Source organism: Janthinobacterium sp. GW456P, from assembly GCF_002127655.1.
In the GTDB taxonomy this organism is placed as follows: Bacteria; Pseudomonadota; Gammaproteobacteria; order Burkholderiales; family Burkholderiaceae_D; genus Janthinobacterium.
In genome coordinates this window covers 232517-250839 of sequence record NZ_NEHB01000013.1, presented here as the reverse complement: position 1 = coordinate 250839, position 18323 = coordinate 232517, and the positions used below count along the sequence as shown (strand labels likewise).

General features: G+C 63.8%; 15 protein-coding genes. 3 read left to right on the top strand and 12 right to left on the bottom strand.

The window, feature by feature from the left end:
* The first annotated feature begins 10 nt into the window (after nt 1-10).
* Nucleotides 11-859 carry a DUF2071 domain-containing protein gene (locus CBW66_RS14585; protein WP_086138890.1) on the top strand — a complete coding sequence of 283 codons (849 nt, stop codon included), beginning with the start codon at nt 11-13 and terminating at the stop codon, nt 857-859.
* On the opposite strand, the gene CBW66_RS14580 is transcribed toward CBW66_RS14585, so the two are convergent.
* The 4 genes from CBW66_RS14580 to CBW66_RS14565 form a co-directional block, all read right to left on the bottom strand.
* Nucleotides 842-2431, bottom strand: coding sequence for a PAS domain-containing methyl-accepting chemotaxis protein (locus CBW66_RS14580; RefSeq protein WP_086138891.1), 1590 nt, complete (start codon nt 2429-2431; stop codon nt 842-844). The genes CBW66_RS14585 and CBW66_RS14580 overlap by 18 nt on opposite strands.
* A gap of 145 nt (nt 2432-2576) precedes the next feature.
* Nucleotides 2577-3845, bottom strand: a complete 1269-nt coding sequence (locus tag CBW66_RS14575; protein WP_086138892.1) for an HD-GYP domain-containing protein — start codon at nt 3843-3845, stop codon at nt 2577-2579.
* Nucleotides 3846-4221: 376 nt separating this feature from the next.
* Nucleotides 4222-4812, bottom strand: a complete 591-nt coding sequence (locus CBW66_RS14570) for a hypothetical protein (RefSeq protein ID WP_086138893.1) — start codon at nt 4810-4812, stop codon at nt 4222-4224.
* Between the two features lie 62 nt (nt 4813-4874).
* On the bottom strand, nt 4875-5240 hold the full coding sequence (locus CBW66_RS14565; protein ID WP_086138911.1) for a helix-turn-helix domain-containing protein: 366 nt from the start codon (nt 5238-5240) through the stop codon (nt 4875-4877).
* Nucleotides 5241-5352: 112 nt separating this feature from the next.
* Here CBW66_RS14565 and CBW66_RS14560 point away from each other — a divergent pair, with 112 nt between their 5' ends.
* Both CBW66_RS14560 and CBW66_RS14555 read left to right on the top strand, forming a co-directional pair.
* Nucleotides 5353-6060: a glutathione S-transferase family protein gene (locus CBW66_RS14560; protein WP_086138894.1), complete on the top strand. Its 708-nt coding sequence runs from the start codon at nt 5353-5355 to the stop codon at nt 6058-6060.
* A gap of 118 nt (nt 6061-6178) precedes the next feature.
* Nucleotides 6179-8275, top strand: coding sequence for a S9 family peptidase (locus tag CBW66_RS14555; protein ID WP_230492197.1), 2097 nt, complete (start codon nt 6179-6181; stop codon nt 8273-8275).
* A 125-nt stretch (nt 8276-8400) separates the two neighbouring features.
* Here the strand turns inward: CBW66_RS14555 and CBW66_RS14550 are convergent, their stop codons facing one another.
* From CBW66_RS14550 to CBW66_RS14515, 8 genes are all read right to left on the bottom strand, one after another.
* The gene (locus tag CBW66_RS14550) at nt 8401-10455 is read right to left on the bottom strand and encodes an esterase-like activity of phytase family protein (protein WP_086138896.1); all 2055 of its coding nucleotides are present in this window, start codon (nt 10453-10455) and stop codon (nt 8401-8403) included.
* Between the two features lie 73 nt (nt 10456-10528).
* Nucleotides 10529-11455, bottom strand: coding sequence for an AraC family transcriptional regulator (locus CBW66_RS14545; protein WP_086138897.1), 927 nt, complete (start codon nt 11453-11455; stop codon nt 10529-10531).
* A gap of 55 nt (nt 11456-11510) precedes the next feature.
* Nucleotides 11511-12428, bottom strand: coding sequence for an AraC family transcriptional regulator (locus CBW66_RS14540; protein WP_086138898.1), 918 nt, complete (start codon nt 12426-12428; stop codon nt 11511-11513).
* Between the two features lie 15 nt (nt 12429-12443).
* Nucleotides 12444-13919, bottom strand: coding sequence for a mannitol dehydrogenase family protein (locus CBW66_RS14535; protein WP_086138899.1), 1476 nt, complete (start codon nt 13917-13919; stop codon nt 12444-12446).
* Entirely contained in the window at nt 13919-14968 is a 1050-nt protein-coding gene (locus CBW66_RS14530; RefSeq protein WP_086138900.1) for an ABC transporter ATP-binding protein, read from the bottom strand. The genes CBW66_RS14535 and CBW66_RS14530 overlap by 1 nt, the downstream gene beginning before the upstream one ends.
* 18 nt (nt 14969-14986) lie before the next feature.
* Nucleotides 14987-15805 carry a carbohydrate ABC transporter permease gene (locus CBW66_RS14525; protein ID WP_086138901.1) on the bottom strand — a complete coding sequence of 273 codons (819 nt, stop codon included), beginning with the start codon at nt 15803-15805 and terminating at the stop codon, nt 14987-14989.
* A 10-nt stretch (nt 15806-15815) separates the two neighbouring features.
* Nucleotides 15816-16676 (bottom strand): carbohydrate ABC transporter permease, encoded by an 861-nt coding sequence (locus CBW66_RS14520; RefSeq protein WP_086138902.1) that lies wholly within the window; start codon nt 16674-16676, stop codon nt 15816-15818.
* Between the two features lie 217 nt (nt 16677-16893).
* Nucleotides 16894-18204: a sugar ABC transporter substrate-binding protein gene (locus tag CBW66_RS14515; protein WP_086138903.1), complete on the bottom strand. Its 1311-nt coding sequence runs from the start codon at nt 18202-18204 to the stop codon at nt 16894-16896.
* Nucleotides 18205-18323: the final 119 nt, after the last annotated feature.

The following is an 18323-nucleotide window of genomic DNA, read 5'->3' as shown; positions in this document are numbered from 1 at the left end:
AAGTTTCCAATTGCAAGACAACACTTACCGCCACCCGCGCGCGGGCTGGCCAGGGCGCCTGTTTGCCGCGCTCGCCAATTGCACGCATTTCGCCAAGCTACGCCAGGCCGTCATGTCGCGCCTGCCCTTCCTGCCCCTGCACAGCGACGTGCGCGACGTCGTGTACGTGAGCTGGCTGGTCGATGCCGCTGCGGCGCAGAAATTATTGCCGCCGGGCGTGGCCTTGTGGCAGCACGACGGCAAGACGCCGTTCACGGTACTCACCTATCGCCACGGGCATTTCGGCCCTGCCCTGCTCGGCCCCTTGCGCAAGCTGCTGCCGTCTCCCCTGCAAAGCAACTGGCGCTTGTACCTGGACCACACGCCGCCGGGCGCGCCGGCCGTTCCCTGCGTATATTTTTTGAAAAACATCATGGCCAGCTTGCCGCATGCGCTGGGCACGCGGTTGTTCAGCGATATCCTGCCGACGCACCTGGCCGCCGGCATGGCGCTGGAAGTCACAGCCACGCAGGCCAGCTGCAGCATTGCCAGCGGCGCCGGCAGCGCTCCGGCGCTCGATGTGCAGGCAGCCATCACGGCGGCGCATGGCCTCGATGCCGACTGGCAGCAACTGTTCGGCAACTGGCACGACGCCGTCGCCTTCCTCGCCTGCCAGGATGCGGCCATCGCCCACGTGCCGCGCAACGGCAAGCTGGTCTTCGGCGAAATCGACTTGCCCGTTGATGTGGATCAAGTACAAGCACTGACGGCCTTGCGCGCCGACTGCGGCTTGCTGGGGCAGTTGCCGCCCCTATCGAAACCGTTCGCCTTCCTCGTGCCCAGGATTGCCTTCAAGGCGTTATCAGAGCGCCTGCTGTAGCACCCTGCGTTCCAGCTTGAACAGGGCCATCGCCTGTTCCAGCTGCAAGGCCTGGTCTTGCAGCGACGCGGAAGCGGCCGCCGATTCCTCCACCAGGGCCGCGTTCTGCTGCGTCACCTCATCCATCTGGGTGACGGCCATGTTGACCTGGCCGATGCCGTGGCTTTGCTCGCGCGACGCCGAGGCGATCTCTTCCATGATGCCGTGCACGCCCTGCACGGCGCCCAGCATTTCGGCGCTGCTGGCACCCGCCTGCTGCGCCAGCTTCGCGCCCGCCTGCACTTGCTCCAGCGACGCCGTGATCAATTGCTTGATTTCCGTGGCGGCCGCCGCGCTGCGATGGGCCAGGCTGCGCACTTCGCCCGCCACGACGGCAAAACCGCGCCCCTGGTCGCCCGCGCGCGCCGCTTCGACGGCCGCGTTCAAGGCCAGGATATTCGTCTGGAAAGCGATGCCTTCGATAATGCCCGTGATGTCGCCGATCTTCTTCGAGGAGACGTTAATGCCCTCCATCATGCTGACCACCTGCCCGACGATTTCGCCGCCACGCCCGGCCAAGCCCTGCACCTTGCCCGCCATGTCGCTCGCCTGCACGGCGTTGCCGCTATTCTGCTGCACCGTGGCGGCCAGCTGCTCCATGCTCGACGCCGTCTGCTGCAGGGCCGAGGCCTGCGCTTCCGTGCGGCCCGACAAATCCATATTGCCGGCGGCGATTTCCTGGCTGGCCATGCTGATGCGCAGGAAATTGCCGCGCACGTCGCCAACGATGGAATGCAGGTTCACGCGCAACTGGCGCAAGGAACGCAGCAACTGTCCCATCTCGTCGCGCCGCGCGGTGTCGAGCTCGCCCGTCAGGTCGCCGCCCGCCATCACGTCGCAGGCCTGGCGCGCCCGCTGTAACGGTTGCAGCACGGCGCGGTGCAAGCTGTGCCAGAAATACAGGGTTGCGCACAAAGCCAGCACGGACAGGCCCGTCAGCCAGCCGTGGGCCGCATCCGGCAACACGCCCGCATTCCACGCCAGTTGCAGCAGTAATACCAGGCTCAGCAAGCCCAGATTCCAGCCGATGCGCTTGCCCAGCGGCAGGTCGCGCAAGCGCGCCAGCCTGGCCAGCCAGCCCGTGCGCACGGCCGCGCCCTGGCTGATGACGATGCCATCGGCCTGCCCCGCCTTGATGCGCGCATACAGGGCGGACGCCTGCGCCACTTGCTGGCGCGTCGGCTTGGTGCGCACGGACATGTAGCCGACGGCCACGCCGTCTTCGACCACCGGCGTCACGTTCGCCAGCACCCAGTAATAATCGCCGCTCTTGCAGCGGTTTTTCACCATGCCGCTCCACGAGCGTCCCGAGCGGATGGTGGCCCAGAAATCGGCGAACGCTTCGACCGGCATGTCCGGATGCCGGAGAATATTTTGCGGCGCGCCGATCAATTCTTCCGCGCTGTAACCGCTGACGGCGATGAAATACGGGTTGGCATACGTGATATTGCCTTGCAAGTCAGTAGTCGAGACAATGGTCTCGCTATCGCTCAGTGTGATCTCGGTATCGCTGACGGGAAGATTGAGTCGCATGGTCACATCCTCAAAAGTAGCCCGTACGGTGACGGGTTTGCGGACAAGAAACGGTCGCCAGCCAGCAAAGCGGGCACGGCACTGGCACCATTATTTTAATATTTTATTATTAACAAAATGTACTTTATTACGGCCCTGCCGGCCGTCATGCCACGGCAGGTTCGCCGGCCCAGTAACGGTCGATGTCCTGCAGGCGCCACTGGGCTGCGCTTTCCGTGGAAACGATGCGCTCCTGGCAGCCCGGCGCGGCCAGGTCGAGCAGAGTCGGGACGATGCAGGTGCCGGCGCGGATGGAAAAAAACACGCGCACGGTGGGCTGGGTCAGCGGCTTGCCCGGCGCCTGTCCCACCACCACGGCCAGGCGCTCCGACTGCAGCCGCACCAGGGTGCCCAGCGGATAGATGCCCAGACATTTGACGAAGGCGGCAAACAGTTGCGCGTCCAGGTGCCCGCCGCGCCAGCCTGCCATGCGGCGCAGCGAATCGGCCGGGCACCAGCCCTGCTTGTACGGCCGGTTCGAGGTGATCGCGTCGTACACGTCGCAGATGGCGCCCATGCGCGCAAACAGGCTGATTTCCTCGCCGCGCAGCCCCTTGGGGTAGCCGCTGCCATCGAGTTTTTCATGGTGGTGCAGGCACACGTCGAGCGCCACCGGGTCGATCTCGCCCACTTCCTGCAGCATGCGGTGGCCGGCGGCCGGATGCGCGCGCACGGAGGAAAACTCCGCTTCGCTCAGGCTGCCCGGCTTGTTGAGGATGGCGGACGGCACGGCCATCTTGCCGATATCGTGCAGCAAACCCGCCAGGCCGGCCGAGCGCACCTGCTCGGGCGCCAGACCCAGTTCCCTGGCCAGCGCCGTCATCAGCGCGCATACGGCCACCGAGTGCATATACGTGTAATTGTCGGCGGATTTCAGGCGCGCCAGGCCCAGCAGGACATTGCCGCCGCGCAGTACCGAGGCGGCAATATCGTCGACCAGTTCATAGGCTTGCGCCGCAGACAGGGCCTTGCCCATGCGCACCTCGTCGAACATCGTCTGCACGGCCTGGCGCGAGCGCTCCAGCAAGCGCCGGGCGTGCGCCAGCTCCTCGTCGCGCGAGCGGGGCGGGCCCGCATCGGCGGCGACGCCGGTTTTGCTTGCGGGCCCGGCTGCGTTAGTCGCTGCGGGAGTGGCTGCGGCGGCAGGCGGTACTGCGGGAGCAGGCGGCGCGGCGGGCGGCGCGACTTGCGGCGCCTGCCCGCGCGTCGTGTCGATCCACACTTCGCACAGGCGTGCCGAGCGGATACGCTCGAGGTCAGCCGGCGACTCCAGCAAAAAAGAACGCGTCCAGAAAGGGGTGTCGAGCCAGGAGCGGCCCAGACGTTCTACATACATTCCCAGCATCAGTTCGCTACTCGTTATTTTTTTCAGCACGGCGGTTCTCCAGACATTCAGATCGCGGTATTTACTTGCGCATTATCAATATCATACGCCAAAAATAACGATTAAAACGAATATATTGTTTTATATGGCCAAATCACAACATAATCGACAATAATCACAAATTCTATCATTTTGATTTTTTTAAAATATTGATTCAACAAATATATCAATTCAGCCATATTGCCTACGCTGAACTGTATGTCTGGTGCCGATGTGGGATGCGATATGCCTGCCGGCGGCCGCATGGGCCGCCAGGCAGGCTGGACGTGCAGGAAAGAGTGCATGAGCGCCAGACGCCCCGAAGTGGGGCCGGCGCTATGGAGAAAGGAATGTCAGGCCGCTGGGCCAGCGGCGTGGGGCCGGCAGCTTAGCGCGGCACGTAGCGCCAGCCGGCGCTTTCCAGCATGAAGGTCAGTTCCGTCTTGATGCCGTCAGGACGGCTGGGCACGCTCAATTGCGTGTCGCACACCAGATAACCGGTCTTGCGCTTGACCTCGCACTCGTTGATGGCCGTGACCTGCATGGTGCTCTGCGCTTCCTGCATCTGCACGTCCTTGGCCGCTTCCGGATTGCGCGCCACTTCTTCCTTGGCCCAGGCGCGTATCATCGCTTGCGCCTCGGCCGGCGACGGTCCGGCGAACTTGGCATCCTTGCGCTCGACGCCGACCCAGGTACCGCCTTCATCCCGCAAGGGCAACACATTGAAAGCGTCGCGCATGCCGGCGCTCATGCCCACCAGGCACACCACTTCGCCCGGCACTTCCTGCGACTGCTGGCAACCCTGCAAGCTGGTCACCTTGATGGCGAACGGCATGCTCGACTGCATCTTCGCCTGGGTCTTGGCCACGCCCGCCTGCACGGCGCTGCGGATTTGTTCGAGTGTCGGCATGGTGGACGCCTGGGCCGGCAAGGCGGCGAACAGGGCGGCGGCGGTCAGGGCGATGGAAGTCAGGCGCATGGGTGTCGAAAAGTAGTGTTTAAAGGCGGGCAGTCTAGCACTTTGCATAAAGACAGCTGTTTCTATTGAGCATGATCCTCGCCGGCGGGCGCGAGAAAAGCGCCGCCGCCGTCGGCCTGCCCGCGCAGACGCAGGCCGACGGCGCGCAGCATCTCGACCAGCTCGCGCAAGCGCAAACCCTCGTCCGTCAGCCGGTATTCCACCTTGACGGGCACTTCCGCGTAAATCGTGCGCGTCAGCAAGCCCGCCTCTTCCAGCGCGCGCAAGTCCAGGGTCAGCATGCGCTGCGAGATATTCGGCACGGCGCGGCGGATTTCGCTGAAGCGCTTCGGCCCGGCCATCAGATAGCTGAGCAGCACGATCCTCCAGCGCCCGCCCAGCAAGCGCATGGCTTCTTCCACGGCGCAGCCGGAGACATTGTCTTTCATGGCGATTTCCATCTGGTATAAAAAATGTACCTATACCACATTATTCTGCCTTCTTCCAAATAGTAACCATCGCGATTAGACTGCCCTTCCCTCACCTGAATGGAGCTCCAGCATGGAAACCACCCTGATCTACAGCGTGCCGTTCGGCTGCTCGTTTGCCGCCATCGCCGCCCTCGAATGGAGCGGCTTGCCGTATCGCCTGGCCCGCGTCGAAGCGCGCGACCCGGCCAGCAAGCAGCATCCGGCTTTTCTCGCCATCAATCCCCTGGGCCAGACGCCGGCCCTGCTCACGCCCGCGGGCACGCCGCTGCTGGAAAGCATGGCGATCCTGCTGCACCTGGCCGCGCGCGCACCGGACAGCGGCCTGGGTTTTGCGCAGGGCACGCCGCAATACGACCGCCTGAACAGCGTGCTGTCGTTCCTGCATACGACGTTCCACGCGGCCTTCATGCCCGCCTTCCAGGCGTCGCGCGCGGCAGAAGGCGATGCGCGCGTGGCCGTCTGGCGCGAAATGGCCAGCGAGAAGGTGCACAAAAGCCTGGCGCATCTGGAGCGCCTGCTCGATGGCCGCGCCTGGCTCGCTTCCGATACCGCGCCGACGATTGCCGACGCCTACCTGGCCGCCACGGCGCGCTGGGCCGAGCCGCTGCAGCTGGCGCGGCTCAGCGACTATCCGCAGGTGGCGCGCGTGCTGGCGGCGCTGGAACAGGACCCCGGCATCCGCTTCGCCCACACCATCGAGGCTGGCTTGCCGGCCGCCAGCCGGGGCGGTTTCCTGGGCCACGTGGCGCTCGACCAACTGGCAGTGCCGGCCGGCTAACCGGCGGTCAACTTCGGCAGCGGACGCGTCTTTATTGCTATGATGTCGGGCTGCCGGCGGTACAGCCGGCCACGTCAATACCATATCGATAACGTCGTCATCAGAATCGGGAGTTTGAATGAGTTTACGTCTGCTGCTCTTGGGAGCATTCAGTGCCGCCATGGCCACCACCGCCGTTGCTGCGGAATCGGCGCCGGCCGCGCCGCGCGGTTTCACCGTGGAAGACATGGTGGCCATGGAAAGAGTCGGCAGCCCCGTGCTGTCGCCTGACGCCACGCGCGTCGTCTACACGGTGCGCACCACCAACCTGGAGAAAAACCGCGGCAACACGCAGCTGTGGATGATCGACCTGCGCGCGCCGAATGCGGCGCCACGCCAGCTTACGCGCAGTGAAGCTGGCGCCAGCGCCAGCGACCCGCAATGGTCGCCGAACGGCGACGCCATCTACTTCCTCTCAAGCCGTTCCGGCTCCTCGCAAGTGTGGCAGCTGCCCCTGAACGGCGGCGAAGCGTCCAAGGTCACCGACCTGGCGCTGGACGTCGATACCTACCGCCTCTCGCCGCAGGGCGACCGCCTGGCCTTCAGCATGGGCGTCTTCCTCGATTGCGCGGACCTCGCCTGCACGAAAAAACGCCTCGATGAAAAGGCGAAGAACAAGGCCAGCGGCATGGTCTACGACCAGATGTTCGTGCGCCACTGGGATACCTGGGCCGATGGCCGCCGCAACGCGCTGTACTCGGCGCCGATCGACGCGACCGGCAAGGTCAGCGCCGCACCCGTCAGCCTGAGCGGCACCCTCGACGGCGACGCGCCCTCAAAACCGTTCGGCGACAACAGCGAATACCACTTCAGCCCGGACGGCAAAACGGTGGCCTTTTCCGTGCGCGTGGCCGGCCGCACGGAATCGTGGTCGACCAACTTCGACGTCTACACGATACCGGCAACGGGCGGCCAGGCGCCGCGCAACCTCACGGCCGACAATCCGGCCTGGGATGCGAAAGCCACCTGGTCGCCCGATGGCCGCACCCTCGCCTGGGTCGCCATGACCAGGCCGGGCTTCGAAGCGGACCGTTTTCATCTGGTGCTGATGGATGTCGTCACGGGCAAAAAACGCACCGTGGCCGACGACTGGGACCGTTCCGTCGCCGATTTCCGCTGGACGCCGGATGGCAAGGCCTTCCTCGTCGCCGCCGATGACGTGGGCCAGCACCGCCTGTTCCACATCGACGCGGCCAGCGGCAAGGTCAACGCGCTGACGGGCAAGGGCGCCGTGGGCGAGTTCGACGTGCGCGGCAATACCATCGTGCTGGCGCAAGCGAACCTGGCCTCGGGCGCGCAACTGTACACGCGCAAACTCGATGCCAAGTCCGAATCTGCACCGATGGTGCAGCTGACCAAGCAGAACGCGCAAGCGCTGGCCAACGTGCGCTTCGGCGAGTATGAGCAGTTCTCGTTCGCCGGCGCGGATGGCGAAACCGTCTATGGCCACGTGATGAAGCCATGGAATGCGAAGGCCGGCGAAAAATATCCGATCGCCTTTTTGGTGCACGGCGGCCCGCAAGGCAGCTTCGGCAACAGCTGGAGCTACCGCTGGAATCCGCAAGTGTATGCGGGTGCCGGCTACGCCACCGTCTTCATCGACTTCCACGGTTCCACCGGCTATGGCCAGAAGTTCACGGATGCCATCAGCGGCGACTGGGGCGGCAAGCCGCTGATCGACCTGCAGAAAGGCCTGGAAGCGGCCACCAAAAAATTCCCGTGGCTGGACCGCGAGCGCAGCTGCGCGCTGGGTGCGTCGTACGGCGGCTACATGATGAACTGGATCGCCGGTAACTGGCCGGACGGCTTCAAGTGCCTGGTCAACCACGACGGCGTGTTCGACAACCGCGGCATGGCCTATGCAACGGAAGAACTGTGGTTCACCGAATGGGAAAATGGCGGCACCTATTACGACGCGCCAGCCAAGTACGAGCAGTTCAACCCCGTCAACTTCGTGAAGAACTGGAAGACGCCGATGCTGGTGGTGCAGGGCGACCTGGACTTCCGCATCCCCACGGCGCAAGGCCTGGGCACCTTCACGGCGCTGCAGCGCCGCGGCATCCCGAGCAAGCTGCTGGTTTTCCCGGACGAAAACCACTGGGTGCTGAAGCCGGCGAATTCGCTGCTGTGGCATCACACGGTACTGGACTGGTTGAATACGTACACAAAGAAATAACCCCCAGCGCAAAGGCTGGTGGTTAAAAAAGCCGCGCGGTGCATCTTTGCACCGCGCGGCTTTTTCATGTTTACGTAGGTCGGATTAGCGCCGCGCAGCGGCGCGTAATCCGACACCGCAGCACATCAATACGTATTGAGCGCCTTGGCAAACTTCACGATCCACAAGCGGCTTGGGCGCTCGCGGTCGTCGCCGCGCGCCACGCGAATGGTGTTGGCCGCGTTGCAGCCGGCCACACTGCTCGTGACGATGGTGCCGTTCGCGTCGACCGCGCACTTGGTCACGTCGGCGTCCGCCACTTCCACGCCATTCGCGTCGAAGACCTTGGTTTTCAGGCCGAAGTCATTGTCATTGGCCAGCGCGATGGTGGAGTCGTCGATCAGGGTCAGGCCTTCCGCCTTTTCCGCCGCCCAGCCGATGGCGTTCAAGTCCAGCAGCAGGGTTTTCTTCAGCGGCGTGACGGCGGTCCAGTCGGCGCCATTGACGGCCGCGCCGCCCATGCTGCTTTTCTCCAGGTCGGACGTCGTCGCGTTGAAAGCGGCGGCCGCGATGTCCGTGGCGCCCTTCAATTCGACCAGCATCAGTTTATTGAACACCTTGCCCGACGGCGCGGCGCCCTGCTCGATGACGAGGAACTTGCCGCCGCCCAACGCCACCATGTCGCCCAGCTTGGCGTTGCCCGTGCGGCCATCCTGATAGTCGGCCGCATTGAGCGGATACGCATACATCTTGCCACTGGTGCCCGTCACCGGGTCGAATTCGATCCAGCGCGTGAAGCGGGCGAAGCGCTCGACCTGTTCATTCTTCTTCGTCACCGAGTAAGGTGCCGTGCCGTCGGACAGGGGGCTTTGCAGGAAGGCATACAGCTTGTCGTTGCTCGTGTCGAGGGTCATGCCTTCCATGCCGCGGTTCGCGCGGCGCTTGGCGAACAGCGCCGGCAAGCCCTTGCCCGGCTCGTACTTGGCCTGGATGATGCCGGTGGCCGCATCGATCTTGACGATGAAGGGGCCGTATTCGTCCGACACCCACAGCGCATTGCGCTTGGCATCGACGACGATGGCTTCCGAATCGAGGCCGCCCGCGTTGAAGACGGCCTTGCCGGTCGCGTCGAACTTCATCGCATCCATGACGGGAATCTCGGCCGAATTGCCGACCGCGCCCACGGGCACGGGCAAGCCCGAGCTGTTGACGGTGGCCGACACCTTGATCGGCGTCGACGAACCCAGCACGGCGCCGTTCTTGCCCACGGTGATCACGCCGAACGAAGGGGTAAAGCTGGGCGACGGGAAGATCTTGCTGCCGATGGTGCCCTTGCCCGATGGATCGGGCACCAGCGGGCCGTCGCCATTCGGGCCGCGGTCCGTCAAACCATAGAATTCCAGCTCGCCGGCAGCATTCTTGCCCTTGTAGGCTAGGCCCGAGCCGTACGACGGCAGGAAGCCGTTCGGGAATTCGCCCTTGATCTTGGCGTTGGCGCCTTCGTACGGCACGTAGAATTTGTCGGCCGCCTGTATCTGGTAGCGCGTCACCGTCACTTTCACTTCGCCGACAGGATTGGCTTGCGTCAGTGCCTCGTTGACCGGCGCACCCGCTTTCGAGGCCAGGGTGTCTTCAAAATGCTCGCGCACGAGGGCACGGCGCTCGGCATCGACCGTGCGGCCGGCGAACTTCGCGCCCACCGTCGCCAGATGCGCGGCCAGGGCCGTGTTGAAGACGGCCGGGGCGGTGGCAAAGTCCAGGGTCTTGCCGGCCAGCGCGGCCTTCACTTCGGCCGTCAGCTTGATGCCGTTCGACGGATCGCTGTCGTCGTCGAGCAGTTGCAGCGCCAGCAGGCGGTTGACGACCTTGTCGTCCGCCACGTTCGTGCTGGCGGCCAGCGCCAGCGGCGTGACGACGGCGCCGCATGGTGCCGAACCGAGGGCCAGGCCACCCACGCTGAAGGCCACCGTCTCGCCCGGGTTGCAAATGAATTCACCCTTGGCATTGGTGCTGGCCTTGGCCGCGCTGCCAGCCACATAATCGAGTCCTTCCACCGCGCCGTCGAGGAACACACCCGTCTGCGCCACGGGCTTGGAAGGCTCCGCCGGCGTATTGTCGCTGCCGCCGCAGGCGGCCAGGGCCAGGCCGGCGGCGATGGCCAGCAGGGTCAGTTTCGGGGTGGACGTTACAGCAGTGTTCATGCATTCCTCGGCTAAGGTGGGTGGATTTAGCCGTGCAGAATAACGCTTCAAAGTGACAAGCCCATGACAGGCATCATGGTGGTGGCGTATCCGCAACAGGCCCGCCGATACCGCCGAAGCGGCCATCGGCCTGGCGCCGGAACTCCTTGGGCGTGACACCCTTGACCTGCAGGAAGCGGCGGTTGAAGTTGGCCACGTTCTGGAAACCCACATCGTAGCAGACGTTCGACACGTACTGGTCGGTGTCCATCAACAGCTGGCAAGCCTTGTTGATGCGCAGCCGGCTGACGAAGTCCGTGAAGCTGTTGCCCGTCGCCTTGCGGAAGAAGCGCGAGAATTTACTCAGCGACATGCCCACCTGCTCGGCCAACATTTCCGCCGAAATCGGCTCGCGGTAGTTGTCCGTAATGTAGTTGAGGACGGAATTGACCTTGGCCAGCGTGGCGTCATCGTCGTAGGAACGCAGGGAAGCGCTCGACAGCAGGCGGTAGTGAGCCGTGCGCGCCAGCTTGCTCATTAATTGCACGAATTCGGCGAAGCGCTCGGCCCCATGCGTGGCGCGGATGCGCGCCAGGTGGCGCTCGGCCTCGTGGCCCATGCCGAAAAACTCCACGCCATAGCTGGAGCGCTCAAGCAGCGGCAGCAGCTCGCGCAATTCGGGAATCACGCGCGCGGCGCCCGCCAGCGGCGCATGGGCGAACTGCACGATCATGTCGCGCAGGGCCACGCCGCCTTCCGGCATCACGTTGGAAATCCAGTTGTGCGGCAGGCGCGGGCCCGTCAGCACCAGGTGGCCGGGCGAAAATTCGCCGATATAGTCACCCACGAACAGGCGCCCGCTGGTGGCGACGATCAGGTGCAGCTCGTACTCTTCATGGCAGTGCCAGCGCACGCGCGAGCTGGGATAGCCATGTTCCAGGTAATTGATGATGCCGTCGTAGCTTTCGCGTTCCAGCTCGGGCGCCTTGCGCTCGCTGTCCTTGTGCCATAGGTGTTCCATGCTTGTCTCTCTCAGGCTGTCCCCGCCCGTGCCATCGAATGTACCTCAAAAAGCTTCACTCGCCAAAACGGCCCAGCGCCTGCTGGCGAAACTCCTTCGGCGTCATGCCCTTCAATTCCAGGAAGCGCCGGTTGAAATTGGCCACATTGTTAAAACCCGCCTCGTAGCAGATGTTGCTCACATAGCGCTCCGTCTCCATCAGCAGCTGGCACGCCTTGTTGATGCGCAGGCGGTTGACGAAGTCCGTGAAGCTGTTGCCGGTGGCGCTGCGAAAGAAGCGCGAAAAGGTCCGCTCGGGCATGTCCACCTGCTCGGCCAGCTGCTTCAGCGAGAACTGGCTGCTGTAATTGTGCACGATGAAGTTGATGGCCGAACTGATGCGCGCCAGCGCCGCGTCGTCGTCGCTCGACTGCATCGGCACCGTCGACAGCAGCTGGTAGTCGCTGGTCTGCACCAGTTCGCCCAGCAAGGTGAGAAATTCGATGAAGCGCGGCAGGCCGCTCGTGTCGCGGATGCGCCGGAAGCGCCGCAGCGCCTGTTCGCTGGCGCCAAAGAATTCCACGCCGTGCAGGGCGCGCTGCAGCAGCGGGAAGATGCCCTTCAATTCGGGAATGGCGGCCGCCATCGAGGCCAGCGGCGCGTGCGAAAACTGGATCACCATGTCGCGCAGGGCCACGCCCTCTGCCGGCGTGTCGAGCGAGACCCAGTTGTGCGGCACGCGCGGCCCCGTCAGCACCAGGTGGCCGGGCGCGAACTGGCCGATGTAGTCGCCGACAAAGACCTTGCCACTGCTCTCGACGATCAGGTGCAGTTCGTACTCGTCATGGTAATGCCAGCGCACCAGCGCATTCGGAAAGCCGTGCTCCAGGTAGCGGATGAAGCCGAAACTGCCTTTCGGCTCGAAGCCGGGCGTGGCGTCGCGCTGCTGTTCCAGCTCCATCTGCGGCAACGATGCATCGGCCTTGCGTGGCATGGCGCGCCTTCCCCCTCAGGCGACGATCTGGTCCAGCGCCGCGCGCGCGCCCAGCCCATACAGGCTGGCCAGCGCCTGCCCCACCGCCTGCGTGAACGCGGGTGTATCGCTCAAGTCGCCGAACAGCTCGCGCAAGGACAGCAGCGCCGCGGCATCCGCCTTTCCCTGCAGCGCCAGCGCGCGCAGGCGCGCCGCGTACGGGTCGCTCAAAGGCATGGCGTGCCCCGCTTCGTCGTGGCCTTCCAGGTAACGGAACCAGCACGCCACGGTAAACGCCAGCAGCTTGATGGCGCCGCCACGGGCCAGCGCTTCGCGCACGGACGGCAGCACGAATTTCGGGATGCGCGCCGAGCCTTCCGTGCCGATGCGCGCCAGCTGGTCACGCACGGCCGGATTCGAAAAGCGCTCGATCAGGGTGGCCTTGTACCGTTCCAGATCGATGCCTTCCACGCTATCGAGCAAAGGCGTGACCTCGTCATCCATCATGCGCCGCACGAGCGCGCGGATGCCAGGGTCACCCATCGCTTCATGCGCAAACGTGTAACCGAGCTGCATGCCGATGTAGCACAGGGCCTGGTGACTGGCATTCAACAAGCGCAGCTTCATCTTTTCATACGGCAGCACATCGTGCGTCATCTGCGCGCCCACCAGTTCCCAGGCCGGACGGCCCAGCGGGAACTCGTCTTCGATGACCCACTGGCGGAATGGCTCGCATACGACGGGCCAGGCGTCGACGATGCCGAAGCAGTCGCGCACGAGCGCCCGGTGTTCATCGGTGGTGGCCGGCGTGATGCGGTCGACCATGCTGTTGGGGAAACTGCCATGCGTGGCCAGCCAGCGCGCCAGTTCTGCGTCGCGCAAGGCGACAAAGGCCAGCAGCATCTTGCGCGTCACGTCGCCATTGTTTTGCAGGTTATCGCAGGACATGATGGTAAAGGGCGCCAGTCCCCGCTGGCGGCGCAGGGCCAGCGCGGCGGCCAGGTAGCCGAACGAGCAGCGCGGCGCCTCCGGGTGCGCCAGTTCGTGCACGATGTCGGGGTGGCCCGCATCGAACTCGCCCGTGCCCTGGTTGACGTAATAGCCGCCTTCCGTGATGGTCAGCGCGACGATGCGCGTGCCGGGGTCGGCCAGCTTTTCCAGCACGGCCTGCGGCTCGTCGGGCGCATACAGGTAGTCGCCGATGCAGCCGATGATGCGCGCCGAGTCGCCCGCCGCGCTGCGCTCGACCACCGTATATAAACCGTCCTGCGAGCGCATGGCGTCGCGCATGGCCGCGTCATGCGCGAGCAGGCCCACGCCGCAATAGCCCCATTCCGCGTTGCCGGGCAAGGCCAGCAAATCGTCGAGGTAGACCGCCTGGTGGGCGCGAAAAAAACCGCCCACGCCGATATGCACGATGCCGGGCATCAGCGTCTCGCGCGCATACGCGGGCACGGCGACGTTCCCTGCCATCCTGGCCAGGTTCGATTGCTTCAATGCGATGGCGTCCATTACAGCGCTCCTTTCGCCGCCGCGTAAGTCTTGCCGGCACGGTCGAAATAATGAACGAAGCCCGGCTCGAACGTCAGGTGCGTCTGCTGGCCCGGTTGCAGGCTGCTGCGCTGTGCGCCGCGCGACACCACCTGCACATTGTTCGGCAATCGCACATAGGTCAGTGTTTCCACGCCCAGTGACTCCACCAGGTCGACGGTGACGGGCACGCTGCCCGGCTGCGCCGCGCCCAGGTGCACGTGTTCGGGGCGGATGCCGACAAAGCCATCGGCCTGCGCCGCGCTGCCCGCCTGCGCCAGCAGCTGCGGCGCCGCATCAAACGGCACCACGTTCATGCTGGGCGTGCCGATGAATTGCGCGACAAAGCGGTTGGCGGGACGGTCATACAATTCCAGGGGCGAGCCGTGCTGCTCGATCTGCCCGTCGCGCAGCACCACCACCCGGTCGGCCAGGGTCATCGCTTCCACCTGGTCATGCGTGACATAGATGGTGGTGGCGCCCAGTTCGCGGTGCAGCTTGGCGATCTCGATGCGCGTCTGCACGCGCAGGGCCGCATCGAGGTTCGACAGCGGTTCGTCGAACAAAAACACTTTCGGGTCGCGCACGATGGCGCGGCCGATGGCCACCCGCTGGCGCTGGCCGCCCGACAGTTCCTTCGGCGTGCGTTCCAGGTAGCGCCCAAGGTCGAGGATGGCGGCCGCCTTGTCGACCTTTTCGCGGATGATGGCAGGATCGACGCCGGCCAGCTTCAGCGCGAACGACATGTTCTGGAAGACCGTCATGTGCGGGTACAGCGCATACGACTGGAACACCATCGCCAGGTCGCGCTTGGACGATGGCAGGGCCGTGATGTCGCGCCCGTCGAGCGACAGCGTGCCGCCGTCGATCGGTTCCAGGCCAGCGATCAGGCGCAGCAGGGTGGATTTGCCGCAGCCGGACGGCCCGACGAAGACGACGAACTCGCCTTGCCGGATCTCCAGGTCGATGCCCTTGATGGCGCGGTGCTCGCCAAAGAATTTCTCGATATTGCTCAGTTGAAGGTAAGCCATGATGTTATCCAATAGTGTTTACTTAACGGCGCCGAAGGTCATCCCCTGGACCAATTGTTTTTGGCAGAACCAGCCCAGCGCCATGATGGGCGCGATGGCCATCAGGGAAGCGGCCGACAATTTGGCCCAGAAGAGTCCTTCCGGGCTCGAATACGAGGCGATCAGCCAGGCCAGGGTGCCCGCGTTGGAGGCGCCCAGGTTCAGCGACCAGAACGATTCATTCCACGACCACACCATGCACACGAGGGCCGTGGAAGCGATGCCGCCCACGGACAGGGGCAGCACGACGTGACGGAATTCGTCCCACACGGTGGCGCCATCCATGCGCGACGCTTCCAGGATCTCGCGCGGCAGCTCCTTCATGCTCGTGTACAGCAGCCAGATCATGATGGGCAGATTCATCAGCATGAACATGATGGTCAGGCCGATGCGCGTATCGAGCAGGCCGAAATACTGGTAGCAGATATAGATGGGCATCAGCGCGCCCACGCCCGGCATGTAGCGCGAGCTGAGCATAAATTTCAGCAAGCCGATGGTGCCGCCCGTGGGAAAGAAGGCCATCGAATACGCGGCCGGGATGGCGATCAAGAGGCCGATGGCCGTCGACACCGCGCTGGTAAACAGCGAGTTCCACGCGTAGCCGAAGTAATTGTCACGCGCCAGCACCTCGCGGAAGCTGTCCAGGGTCGGCGTGAAGAACAGCAGCGGCGGCGTGGCGATGGCTTGCCCTTCCGTCTTGAAGGCCATCAGGCCCAGCCAGAAGATGGGGAAGAACAGCAGCAGCGCGCACAGCCAGGCGGCGGCCGTGCGGCCATACAGATTGAACTTGCTATGCATCAAGGTCTCCTTATTTCGACAGATTCTTGCCGATGACGCGCATCAGGAAGAAGGCGGCGATGTTGGCGATGAGCACGGCGAACAGGGCGCCGGCCGAGGCCGCTCCCACGTCATACGACAGCAGTGCCTGCTGATAGATCATGAAGGTGATGGTGGTCGTGTCGAAGCCGGGACCGCCGCCCGTGGTGGTAAAGATTTCCGCAAAGATCGACAGCAAAAAGATCATCTCGATCATCAGCACCACCGAGACGGCGCGGCCCAGGTGGGGAATGTAGAGGTAGCGCAGTTGCTGCAGATAGGTGGCGCCATCCATGCGCGCCGCTTCCAGCTGTTCGCGGTCCATCGATTGCAGGGCCGTCATGAAGATCAGGCAGGCAAACGGCAGCCATTGCCACGAGACCATCATGATGATGGAAAACAGCGGATGGGCCGACAGCCAGTCGACGGGCGTGGCGCCAAAGAAGAGGCTGATTTGCGCGAACAGGCCGTAGATCGGATTGAGCAGCATGTTCTTCCACATCAGGGCATTGACGGCCGGCATGACGAGAAACGGCGAAATCAGCAGCACGCGCACGACGGCGCGCCCCGGGAACGCTTCATTGATCAGCAAGCCCAGCGCCGTGCCCAGCACCACCGTGACCAGCATGACGGAAAACAGCAGGGTGAACGTGTTCTGCAAGGCCGGCAGGAACGAGGCATCGGTAAAGAAAAAGTGGAAATTGGCCAGGCCATGGAAAGGATGGCCGCTCGGATCGAGCATGGAATAGCGCACGAACGCGTAATACAGGGTGATCAGCAGCGGGATTACGGAAATGACGGAGACGGCAAGCACGGCCGGCGTCAGCAAAGTCCGGGGGATAAGGCGTTTCATAATGTTCTCTTGGGGCGTGAGGTGAGTGATTAAACTCGCGCAATAGCGAGGCCAGTCACATTCCCTGTTTGACAAACCAGACGGCACAGCAAAGATGCCTGACAAAACCGTAGCGAGCGGCAGCGATTTGTGGCCGAGAAGCGCAACCGTACGCGAGTACGGTGAGCATCGCCGGCCGCAAAGCGCGCCGCGCAGTAGGTTTGGTCAGGCTATCCTCTTATTTGTAATAGCCGCCCTTGCGCATTTCGCGTTCCGCCGTCTGCTGCGACAATTCCAGCGCCTGCTCCACCGTCACCTTGCCCAGCAAGGCAGCCGCCATCTGCTGGCCTGCCGCCACGCCGATCACCTGGAATTCGGGAATCGACGCGAACTGCACGCCCACGTACGGCGACGGCGGCAAGGTGCTTTGCACGGCGCGCGTGGTGGCCAGGGCCTTGCCTTCGGCGGCGGCGAATTTCGCCACTTTCTGGAATTCGGGGCTCGCATACGTCGACTTGCGCGTGCCCGTCGGCACGTTGGCCCAGCTCGTTTCCCTGGCCACCAGTTTCACGTAATCGGGCGAGGTGGCCCAGTTGATGAAGCGCTGCGCCTCGTTCGGATGCTTCGAGCTCGACGGAATGGCCAGCGACCAGATCCACAGCCAGTTGGCACCCCGCTCCGTCACGCCGATGGGCGACTGGGCGAACGCCACCTTGTCGGCCACTTTGCTCTGTTTCGGATCGGTAATAAAAGAGGCGGCGATCGTCGCGTCGATCCAGATGCCGCACTTGCCCTGGTTGAACAGCGCGAGGTTTTCGTTGAAGCTGTTGGCGGCCGCGCCCGGCGGGCCGTATTTCTTCATCAGGTCGACATACATGGTGACCGCGTCCTTCCACGGCTTGCTGGTAAATTGCGGCTTCCATTGCATGTCGAACAGCTGGCCGCCGTAGGAATTGGCCATGGTGGTGATCAGGGCCATGTTGTCGCCCCAGCCCGGCTTGCCGCGCAGGCAGATGCCGTACACGCCGTTGGCCGGATCATGCAGCTTGGCCGCCACGTCGCGCAGCTGGTTCCAGGACGGGCGGTCCTCGATGGTCACGCCCGCCTTTTTGACCAGGTCGCTGCGGTACATGATCATCGAGCTTTCGCCATAGAACGGCGACGCGTACAGCTTGCCGTCGCCGGACAGTCCCTCGCGGATGGCGGGCAGCAGATCGTCGATATCGTATTTGGCGTCCGGCTTGATGGGGATCAGCCAGTTCTTCTTGCCCCAGATGGGCGTCTCATACAGGCCGATGGTCATCACGTCGAACTGGCCGCCCTTGGTGGCGATATCGGTGGTCATGCGCTGGCGCAAGACGCCCTCTTCCAGGGTCACCCACTTGAGCTTGATGTCGGGATTGGCTTGCTCGAAAAACTTGCTGAGCTTTTGCATTTCGATCATGTGGCCGTTGTTGACGGTGGCGATGACGAGGTCGGTTGCGGCAAAAGCGGACGAGCTGAGGCAGAGCGCGCCGGCGCACAGCGCGGCAATGGCGGAACGTTTCATTGTGTGTCTCCAGTGTTTTTTGTCGTTGGCAATGCCTGCATGCTGCTGAATACTTGGCACCACGACCACAATGTAGCACCGGACTTTGATACTTTCTGATACTCCAAAACCGCAATTCG